The sequence below is a fragment of the Pseudonocardia terrae genome, from assembly GCF_021343995.1.
GTDB classification, from domain to species: domain Bacteria; phylum Actinomycetota; class Actinomycetes; order Mycobacteriales; family Pseudonocardiaceae; genus Pseudonocardia; species Pseudonocardia terrae.
Map to the genome: position 1 here is coordinate 73,756 of NZ_JAJTTE010000034.1, position 9,232 is coordinate 82,987.

Sequence of the window (9,232 nt, forward strand, 5' to 3'; positions counted from 1 at the left end):
TGCTGTCGGCTCAACAACCCGGCCGAGCCCCTCGGCCGATCCCACCGGACACCCGGGTGCCCACTCGGTGACGATCTGAACCTGCGCACGGATGCGGTTCTGCTCACGTCGCCGGGGACAACGCGTCCCGCGACAACGGAGCACCGTCGGCCCCGCGCAGGGTGGGCAGCGTCTTCTCGTAGAACTCCGCGAACACCGGCGGCAGGTCCGCACGGATGTCGCCGACCTGCAGCTCGACCTCGTGGACGAGCGTCGCGGTGTCGGCGGTGTGGGCGTACCACTGGAACTTCTCGAGCGTCCCCGGCTTGCGGACCTGCTCGACGACGAGCCCGATCGAGCCCTCCTGCGGCCGCTGCGGCGAGTGCGGGACCCCGGCCGGCAGCAGCCACGACTCGCCCTCATGGATGTGCACCGTGCGCGGGCCCTCGGCGGTGACCAGGTGGACGTGGATGTCGCCCTTGATCTGGAAGAACCACTCCTCGTACGGGTCGACGTGGTAGTCCTGGCGCTGGTTCGGCCCGCCCACGACCATCACGATCAGGTCCTCGGCCCCCTCGTGCAGCTGCTTGTTGCCCACCGGCGGCCGCAGCAGGTGGCGGTGCTCGTCGACCCAGCCGTCGAACCGGACGGGCTCGCTGATCCCGGTCATGTGTGCTCCCTCGGCTCGGGTCCCGGCACGGGGCGGTACGCCACGGCGGAGATCTCGATCAGCAGGTGGGGATGGGGGAGCTGGTGCACGGCGACCGTGGTGCGCGCCGGGCCGGACTCGTCGAAGAACTCGGCGTAGACCTCGTTGTAGCCGCCGAAGTCGTTCATGTTCACCAGGTAGGTGGTGACCGAGACGAGGTCCTCCAGCCCGGACCCGGCCGCGGCGAGGATCTCCCGGACGTTCTCGATCACTGCGCGGGTCTGGACCCGGATGTCCAGGGCCGTGGTGCCCGTCGCGTCGGCCGCGGCGCCGGCGAACGTCCCGTCCGGGCGGCGGCTGCTCGTCCCGGAGACGTAGATCAGGTCGCCGGCGCGGCGGGCGTGCGGGAACCGGCCGCGGGGGCGGGCCCGCCCCGGGACCAGGAAGGCGTCGTCGCTCATGACCGCACGCTCCGCAGGGCGGCCGCGCCCGCCGCGACACCCGCCGCGAGGACCGCACCGGCGATCCGGTCCTGCCGGCGGATGCGCCCCTCGACCTGCGAGTACGGCAACGTCGTGAACGAGACGAGCTCGTAGCGGGACACGTACCCGGGCACGACGCGCTCCAGCGCGTGCCGGGCCCTCGTGGTCCAGCGGAAGACCGGCGAGTTCACCCGGTCGCTCATCTCGACGAAGTTGTCCAGGGCCATGTCGGCGATCGCCTCGGCGTTCGCCTTGCGCCGCTCCTGGTAGCGCGGCAGCGCGACGGCCAGGTCCCCACCGGCGGCGTCGAGGCAGCGGTCGAGCTCCACGCAGTCCTCGAAGGCGCAGTTCGCGCCCTGCCCGAAGAACGGGACGATGGCGTGCGCCGCGTCGCCGAGCAGCGCCACCCGGCCCCGCACCCACGGCGCGCAGCGGATCGTGACCAGCGAGCCGACCGGGTTGCGCAGGAAGTCCTCGGCGAGCGTGGGCATCAGCGGCACGGCGTCCGGATAGTGCGCGGCGAAGTAGCCGGTCACCGCCTCGGGGGTGTCGAGCGCGGCGAACCCGCCGGGCCCCTCCTGCGGCCAGAACAGCGTGCAGGTGAAGGAGCGGTCGGGGTTCGGCAGCGCGATCATCATCGACGACCCGCGCGGCCAGATGTGCAGCGAGCCCGGGTCCAGCGCGAAGTCCCCGCCGCGGGTGGGCGGGATCTCCAGCTCCTTGTAGCCGTGCGGGAGGAAGTCCTGGCGGAAGTCGAACCCCTCGGTGAACTGCACGGACCGCCGGACGGCCGACCAGGCGCCGTCGGCCCCGATCACGACGTCGGCGCGACGGGTGCCGCCCCCGGCGAAGGTCAGCTCGCCGGTGGCCGGGTCGACGGCGGTGAGCCGGTGCTCGAAGTGCAGCGCGACCTCGGCGGTCTTCTCGGCGCAGTCCAGCAGGGCGTGGTTGAGCCGCGCCCGGCCGATCGAGTTGATCGCCCGGGTGCCGTCCGCGGAGTAGGACTGGAACCCCAGCGCGCCGCGGACCGGGTGCAGGGTCCGGCCGCGCATGGGGAGGGCCTCGGCGAGGACCTGGTCGGCGAGCCCGACGCGGTCGAGGGCGTCGAGGCCGCGGGCGGAGATCGCGAGGTTGATCGACCGGCCGCGTTCGGCACCCGCGCTGCGCGGGTCCGGGCGCCGCTCGTAGAGGTCGACGGCGATGCCGCGCCGGCCGAGCAGGGCGGCGAGCAGGCAGCCGGCCAGCCCGGCGCCCACCACGGCCACCCGTCCGACGGGGGCCCCGGACCAGGTCGGCTCAGGCATCGTGCGTCTCCCCGGAACCGGACGACAGGGGACCGGACGACAGCACCGCGGCCAGCGCGGTCGCCGCCCGCCAGGCGTCGTGGTGGGTGCAGTAGAGCGGGACCGGCGCGAACCGGACGACGTCGGGCGGCCGGGCGTCGGCGATCACCCCGTGCTCGTGGCGGAGCCGCGCGCAGACCTCCTCGGCCGGCGTCCTGGTGATCCGCACCGAGAGCTGGCAGCCGCGCCGCCGCGGGTCGGCGGGGGTGATCACCCGGGCCGACACGTCCGCGCACGCCGTGGCGAGCAGGTCGGCGAGGTACCCGGTGAGCCGGACGCTGCGGTCCCGCAACGCTTCCATCCCGACCTCGTCGAACATCCGCAGCGAGACCAGGACCGGTGCCATCGCGAGGATCGGCGGGTTGGAGAGCTGCCACGAGTCCGCGGTGTCGACGGGGGCGACGTCGGGCCCCATCGCGAACCGGGTCGCCGGATCGGTGCTCCACCAGCCCTGCAGCTTCGGCAGGGTCCGGTCCGCGATGTGCCGTTCGTGCACGAAGCACCCGGCGACGGCGCCGGGCCCGCCGTTGACGTACTTGTAGTGGCACCACGCAGCCCAGTCGACACCCCACTCGTGCAGCCGCAGCGGGACGTTGCCGACGGCGTGCGCCAGGTCCCAGCCGACCACGGCACCCGCCGCCCGGCCCGCCGCCGTGATCGCGGGGACGTCCATCAGCTCGCCGGTCAGGTAGTTGACCCCGCCGAACAGCACCAGCGCGACCCGGTGCCCCTCGCGGCGCAGGAACCCCAGCACGTCCTCGGTGCGCAGGCAGTCCTCGCCCGGTCGCGGGCGGAGCCGGACGACCGCCTCGGCCGGGTCGAGCCCGTGCAGCCGGGCCTGGCTCTGCACGGCGTAGGAGTCCGACGGGAACGTGCTGTCCTCGACGACGATCGCGTACCGCTCCGGGGTGGGCCGGTAGAAGCTGGTCATCATCAGGTGCAGGTCGACGGTCAGCGAGTTCATCACCACGGTCTCGGCGGGCAGGGCCCCGACGAGCCGGGCGGCGGGATCGCGCAGGAGCTCGTGGTACGGCTTCCACGGCCGCCCCGCTTCGAGGTGCCCCTCGACCCCGAGCCGCGCCCAGTCGGCCAGCTCCTGTTCGAGCGCCGCGCGGGTGGCGCGGGGCTGGAGCCCGAGCGAGTTCCCGGCCAGGTAGGCGACCTCGGCGTACCCGCCCGCGGTGGTCGGCGGCACGTGGAAGTCGGCCCGCCGCGCGGGCAGCGGGTCGACGGCGTCGAGGTGCAGCGCATGCGCCTCGTCGACCGGGCACACCACGGTGCTCATCCCGCCCCCTCGCGCGCGGGCAGGCCCAGGAACGCCTCGGCGTTGCCGCCCAGCAGCAGGTCCCGGCGGGCCTCGGTGAGGAAGGAGGCGCCGCGGATCAGCGACCCGGGCGCCTGCTCGCCGAGCGGGTACGGGTAGTCGGTGCCGAGCAGGACCCGCTCGGCGCCGAGTGTGTCGACCAGCAGCCGCAGCGCCCGCTCGTCGAACACCACCGAGTCGACGGCGAACCGGTCGAGGTACCCCGAGGGCGGCAGCTCGGAGGTGCCCACGACGTCGTGCCGCTCGCGCCAGGCGTTGTCCATCCGGCCGATCCAGAACGGGAACGAGCCGCCGCCGTGGGCGAAGCAGATCCGCAGCTCGGGGCCGATCCGGTCGAACACGCCACCGAGCACCAGCGCCAGGATCGACAGGTGCGTCTCGGCCGGCATCCCCACCAGCCACCGCGCCATCCACCGCGAGCTGCGCAACGACTCCGGCATGTCCCAGGGGTGCACGAACACCGGCACCCCGAGCGCGGCGGCGTGCTGCAGGAACGTCACGATCCCGACGTCGTCGAGGTCGCGGTCGCCGACGTGGTTGCCGATCTCGACGCCCACGTGCCCGGCCGCCACGGCCCGGTCCAGCTCGCGGCACGCCGCGTCGGCGTCCTGCAGCGGGACCTGGCAGAACGGCAGCAGCCGGTCCGGGGCCTCGGCGGCGATCCCCAGGGCGAGGTCGTTGAACACGGCGGCGGTGCGGGCCGCGGCGTCGGCCGCCTGCTCGTAGGAGAAGAACACCGGGGTGGGGGAGAGGACCTGCCGGTCCACGCCGTGGGCGTCCATGTGGGCCAGCCGCACGTCGGCGTTCCACGCCGAGTCGGTGATCACCCGGAACGGGTGCTCGCCGAGCAGGATGGTCGCCGTTCCGGGCCCGTCGACCCGCAGCGAGGGGCGTGGGCCGGTGCCGGGCAGGGTGGGCCAGCCCCGCGGCACGTAGTGGGTGTGGACGTCTGTCACCGGGGCCACGGTCACCGCCCGATCTCGGTGCGGACCGCGTACAGCTCCGGGAAGAAGGTCAGCGAGAGGGCCTCGCGCAGGAACGTGACCCCGCTCGACCCGCCCGTGCCGCGCTTGAACCCGATCGTCCGCTCGACCGTCTTGAGGTGGCGGAAGCGCCAGAGCTGGAAGTTCTCCTCGATGTCGACCAGCTCCTCGCAGGTCTCGTAGACCGCCCAGTGGTCGTGGGCGTGCTCGTAGACCCGGCGGAACACCTCGACCAGGCCGGCGTCGAAGGTGTGGGCCCGCCGGACGTCGCGCTCGAGCAGGTGCGCCGGGACCGCGTGGCCGAGCCGGGCGAGGTAGCGGAGGAACTCGTCGTAGAGGCTGGGCGCGTCGAGCAGCTCCCGCAGCAGCGCCTGCGCGGCCGGGTCGTGGCCGAACACCTCGATCATGTCGGCGTTCTTGTTGCCGAGCGCGAACTCCACCGCGCGGTACTGGTGGGACTGGAAACCCGACGACGGCCCGAGCGCCGGCCGGAACTCGGCGTACTCGGCGGGGGTGAGGGTGGCCAGCACGGACCACTGGTCGGTGAGCGTGCGCTGCACGTGCTTGATCCGGGCCAGCTGCTTGAGGGCGAGCGCCAGGTCGTCCGCCGCGATGTTGCGCATCGCCGCGCGCAGCTCGTGCAGGACCAGCTTGAGCCAGAGCTCCGACACCTGGTGCTGGATGATGAACAGCATCTCGTCGTGGTGCGGCGGCTCGCTGCGCGGGTGCTGCGCGTCGAGCAGGCGGTCGAGACACAGGTAGGAGCCGTACGAGGTCGTCGACCGGAGGTCCCGGACGATGTCCGCCTCCAGCGACCTCGTGTTGCCCGCCGGTGGCGACGTCATCGGTGCTCCCCGGGGTGGAGGTCCGGCGCGCGCCGGACGCGGTCGTCAGGTCCGTGCGCCGGGCGCGGTCTCGCCGACGGGACGCGGCGGGAGCACGTCGAGCTTGTCCACCAGGCCGAGCGCCTGGAACACCCGCAGCGCCGGTCCCGTTCCCAGCCGCACCGCGACCCGGCGGCCCTCGGCCCGGGCCCGCTCCTGGGCGAGGAGCACCAGCCGGACCCCGGACGAGTCGACGAACCGCAGCTGCGAGAGGTCGACGACGAGCAGCCGTGGCCCGCCGCGCTCGGCCTCCTCGACCCGGTGGGTCGCCCGGTCGAGGGTGGAGATGTCGAGCTCGCCGTCGAGCACGACCTCGGCGACGGCGGCGCCCTCCTGGTCGGCGGGGTCGGGGGCGGCGTCGTCGGGGGCGGCGTCCTCCGGGACCGGCTTCACGGCGCCACCTCGACGAGGAGCAGGGCCACGTCGTCGTGCAGCACGCCCTGCTGGAAGGTCACGACGTCCGTCAGCAGCGCGTCGGCGAGCGCCGCGGCGGTCCACGGGCCAGGTGCGCCCGCCGCCGCGGTCATGCGGTCCACGCCGTAGAAGCCGTCCACGCCTCGGGCCTCCGTCACCCCGTCGGTGTACAGCACCAGTATGTCCCCCGGGTCCAGCCGGAGCGTCGTCTCGCGCAGCACGGGGTCGGGGAACACGCCGAGCAGGGTCCCCGACGTCGGGACGAGCTCGACCGTGGCCGTGCGGCGCACCAGTGCGGGCGGGTGCCCGGCCCCGACCAGCGTCACCGTGGCCCCGCCGTCGGGTTCGACCGCGATCCGCGCGTGCGCCACCGTCGCGAACCGGCCGTCGGCGCGGGCCTCGCGCAGTATCGCGTCGTTGAGCCGGTGGAGCGCGTCGACCGGGCCGAGGCCGTGCGCGACCTCGGCGCGCAGGGTGTGCCGGATCAGGGCGGTGAGGGCGGCGGCGTCCGGGCCCTTGCCGCAGACGTCGGCGATCATCGCCGCCGACCGGCCGTCCGGGGTGGCCACCACGTCGTAGACGTCGCCGCCCACCTCGACGCCGGTCCGCTCGTCGGTCTGCGGCCGGTACCGCGCGGCCAGCCGCAGTCCCGGCGTGTCGGGCAGGACCGTCGGCAGCAGCGCCGCCTGCAGGGTGTGGGCGATCCGCCGCTGCTGCTGGTACAGCCGCGCGTTGTCCAGGGCGACGGCCGCCGTACCCGCGACGCGCTGCACGAACGCGAGATCGAGCTCGTCGAACCGCCGGCCCGACTCGGCGTGCACCAGCGTCAGCGCCCCGAGGCTGTGCCCGCGCACCACCAGTGGCACCAGGACCGCCGACCGCATGCCGATCGAGCGGATCAGCTGCAGGTGTTCCTCGTCGACGGCGCCGGCGACGAGGAGCTCGTCCGGGATGTCGGGGAGGAACACGGGCGTGCCGCTGCGGCTGACCTCGAACGCGCCGCTCCGCTCCGACGGGTCCGGCGGGTACCGCTCCTGCAGCCGCAGCACGAAGTCGAGCCGGGCCGGGTCGTCGTGGGCGACGGCGATCTGTTCCACCTCGTCGCCCCGCACGAGGTGGACGGCGCACCAGTCGGCCAGCGCGGGCACCATCAGGTCGGCCAGCCGCTGCAGACGTTCCTCGACGGACAGCGGTTCCTCCATCAGTCCCGCTGTGCGGGCCAGGACCTCCATGCGGTCGCGCTCCCGCTCGGCGTCGCCCCGCGCGCGGCGCTCCACCACGAGCAGCCGGGCGCGGTCCAGCGCCTGCGCGCAGAGGGCGGCGACGGCCTCGAGGTAGGCCCGCTCGTCGGGCCCGAACGCGTGCGGGCGGTCGAAGCTGAACACCATCGCGCCGAGGTCGCGGCCGTCGACGCGCAGCGGCAGGCAGGCGGTGGCCTCGCGGTCGCCCGCGGTGCCGATCGCGGCCATCTCCGGGTAGCGCGCACGCCACTGGCCGGCGCCCTCGAGCCACACGGGGGTGCCGTCGAGCGCCGCGTCGGACAACGGGCGTCCCCGGCGCAGCTCGAGGTGCCGGTACGGCGCCTCGATCTCGGCGGGCCAGCCGACGCTGAACAGCGAGGTCAGGGTGCCGGCGTCGGTGCGGTCGAAGAGGATCCCGGCGTCGGCGCCCAGCAGCTGCACCGAGACGGTGACCGAGACCCGGCCGATCGCCTCGGGCGTGACGGCACCCAGCAGGGCGACCGCGAGCCGCTGCAGGGCGGTGCCGTGCGCGCGCGTGGTGTTCACCGGGCGGCCTCCGCGGCACTCGTCGAGCGGTCCAGTGTGGCAGGTGCCACGACCATCGTGGTCCTTTCGTGCGTCCGACGCGCGGCGGTGCCGACCCGACTTTCGCCGGACACCGGACGAGACGGCGTCCGGCCCTGGCGTCGCGGTCCGTCCTCGGCTTGACTGCGGCGGGACCGATTCCAGGGGGTGACGGTGTGGCGGTGGTACCGGGGACGTGGCTCTCGCGGACGGCGCGGCCGGAGCACGTGACGGCCGCGGTCCTGGACCTGGTCCGGGACATGATCCCGTTCGTCCAGACCGGGATCAAGGCGGCCGACGAGCTGCGCGACCGCGCCGTTCTCGCGCTGCGGGAGCGGGCGCGGGGCCCGCGCCGGGACTGACCCCCGCGGGTCAGTCCGTGGAGTAGTGGATGTCGAACGGCTTGTTCGTGATGAACAGGAAGGTGCAGTCCGCGTCGGCGGTGGCGCCGTGGTGCATCGTGCCGCCCTCCGGGAACCAGACGAAGCTGCCGGCCGGGTAGTCGCCCCGGTGAGTGGACAGCGTGCCGTCGAGGACGTAGATCCCGTGGGCGCACGGGTGGGTGTGCCAGGGGTTGGTGAAACCGGCCTTGTAGACCATCTTCATGACCTGCATGCCGGTGTCGGGATCCGACAGGAGCGGCAGGCAGTCGAGCACGGCCTCGATCTGCGGGATCGGGAACTTCTGCCACTCCGCGGTGTTCGTGTCGACGACGGTGAGGTCCACGGGCTGCAGGGTCTCGGACATGGTGTCTCCCCTTCGTTGTGAGTACTCGCGACGTCCCCCGATCGACCGACGGCCGGGTCGTGCGCCGGACCGGCCGGGCGACGGATGGGGCCCGGCCCGCGTCGGCGGGACCGTCGTGAGGTCGCCGACCGCCCGGTCGACCGGCCCCACCTCGAGCGAAGGACACCCGCCATGACCGCCCCCGCCACGACCGCTCCCGCCACCGCCGTCGACGACCCCGAGATCCTCGTGGCCGGCTACCCCCGCCGGTTCCAGATCCTCAACCTCGTCGACCGCGACCTCGCGATCGTGGCGTACGAGTCGGGCGAGTGGGAGAGCCGTCCGGCGGTGGGCGCGGTCCTGCACACGGACCAGGCGTGGAACTTCGAGGTCGGCCACCGGTTCGGTCACGAGAACAAGGCCGACCTGTGCGTGGAGATCCCGGCCGGTGCCGGGCACCCGCACGTCGACATCGAGTTCGACGTCGACGCCTTCGGCACCCCCTGGGCCTCGGCCAGCGCCACGCCCGGGATCAGCGCGACGGTGAGCGGCTCGACCGTGATCGTCACCGCCGGGTCCGGCCGTTAGCTCAGCCTGGATCCACCGGTGAAGCGCGCTGATTCGGGCGAGTCGTGACACACGA

11 protein-coding genes are annotated in these 9,232 nt (G+C 73.9%); 2 read left to right on the forward strand and 9 right to left on the reverse strand.

The annotated features are described in order from the left end of the window. Positions 1–103: 103 nt before the first annotated feature. Genes nbaC through LWC33_RS22150 form a run of 8 tightly spaced genes read right to left on the reverse strand, consistent with a single transcriptional unit; the run spans position 104 to position 7,845 of the window. On the reverse strand, positions 104–649 hold the full coding sequence (gene nbaC / locus LWC33_RS22115) for a 3-hydroxyanthranilate 3,4-dioxygenase (protein WP_233306343.1): 546 nt from the start codon (positions 647–649) through the stop codon (positions 104–106). Beyond that, positions 646–1,089 carry a RidA family protein gene (locus tag LWC33_RS22120; RefSeq protein ID WP_233306344.1) on the reverse strand — a complete coding sequence of 148 codons (444 nt, stop codon included), beginning with the start codon at positions 1,087–1,089 and terminating at the stop codon, positions 646–648. Before LWC33_RS22120 ends, nbaC begins: the two co-directional genes overlap by 4 nt. Then, positions 1,086–2,414, reverse strand: a complete 1,329-nt coding sequence (locus LWC33_RS22125; RefSeq protein WP_233306345.1) for an FAD-dependent oxidoreductase — start codon at positions 2,412–2,414, stop codon at positions 1,086–1,088. The genes LWC33_RS22120 and LWC33_RS22125 overlap by 4 nt, the downstream gene beginning before the upstream one ends. Continuing rightward, positions 2,407–3,738 carry a kynureninase gene (gene kynU, locus LWC33_RS22130; RefSeq protein ID WP_233306346.1) on the reverse strand — a complete coding sequence of 444 codons (1,332 nt, stop codon included), beginning with the start codon at positions 3,736–3,738 and terminating at the stop codon, positions 2,407–2,409. The genes LWC33_RS22125 and kynU overlap by 8 nt, the downstream gene beginning before the upstream one ends. Beyond that, the gene (locus LWC33_RS22135) at positions 3,735–4,733 is read right to left on the reverse strand and encodes an amidohydrolase family protein (RefSeq protein WP_233306347.1); all 999 of its coding nucleotides are present in this window, start codon (positions 4,731–4,733) and stop codon (positions 3,735–3,737) included. Before LWC33_RS22135 ends, kynU begins: the two co-directional genes overlap by 4 nt. Positions 4,734–4,744: 11 nt before the next feature. Continuing rightward, on the reverse strand, positions 4,745–5,605 hold the full coding sequence (locus LWC33_RS22140) for a tryptophan 2,3-dioxygenase (RefSeq protein WP_233306348.1): 861 nt from the start codon (positions 5,603–5,605) through the stop codon (positions 4,745–4,747). Between the two features lie 45 nt (positions 5,606–5,650). Then, positions 5,651–6,037, reverse strand: coding sequence for an STAS domain-containing protein (locus tag LWC33_RS22145; protein ID WP_233306349.1), 387 nt, complete (start codon positions 6,035–6,037; stop codon positions 5,651–5,653). Beyond that, a complete protein-coding gene (locus tag LWC33_RS22150; protein ID WP_233306350.1) occupies positions 6,034–7,845 on the reverse strand; it encodes a SpoIIE family protein phosphatase in 1,812 nt (603 codons plus the stop codon). The genes LWC33_RS22145 and LWC33_RS22150 overlap by 4 nt, the downstream gene beginning before the upstream one ends. Before the next feature lie 194 nt (positions 7,846–8,039). Between LWC33_RS22150 and LWC33_RS22155 the strand changes: the two genes are divergently transcribed. Next, complete coding sequence (locus LWC33_RS22155; RefSeq protein WP_233306351.1) at positions 8,040–8,225, forward strand: hypothetical protein; 186 nt, start codon at positions 8,040–8,042, stop codon at positions 8,223–8,225. A gap of 10 nt (positions 8,226–8,235) precedes the next feature. Here LWC33_RS22155 and LWC33_RS22160 read toward each other — a convergent pair whose 3' ends face one another. Next, positions 8,236–8,610, reverse strand: a complete 375-nt coding sequence (locus tag LWC33_RS22160; protein WP_233306352.1) for a cupin domain-containing protein — start codon at positions 8,608–8,610, stop codon at positions 8,236–8,238. A gap of 171 nt (positions 8,611–8,781) precedes the next feature. On the opposite strand from LWC33_RS22160, the gene LWC33_RS22165 reads away from it, so the two are divergent. After that, entirely contained in the window at positions 8,782–9,177 is a 396-nt protein-coding gene (locus tag LWC33_RS22165) for a hypothetical protein (RefSeq protein WP_233306353.1), read from the forward strand. Positions 9,178–9,232 lie beyond the last annotated feature (55 nt).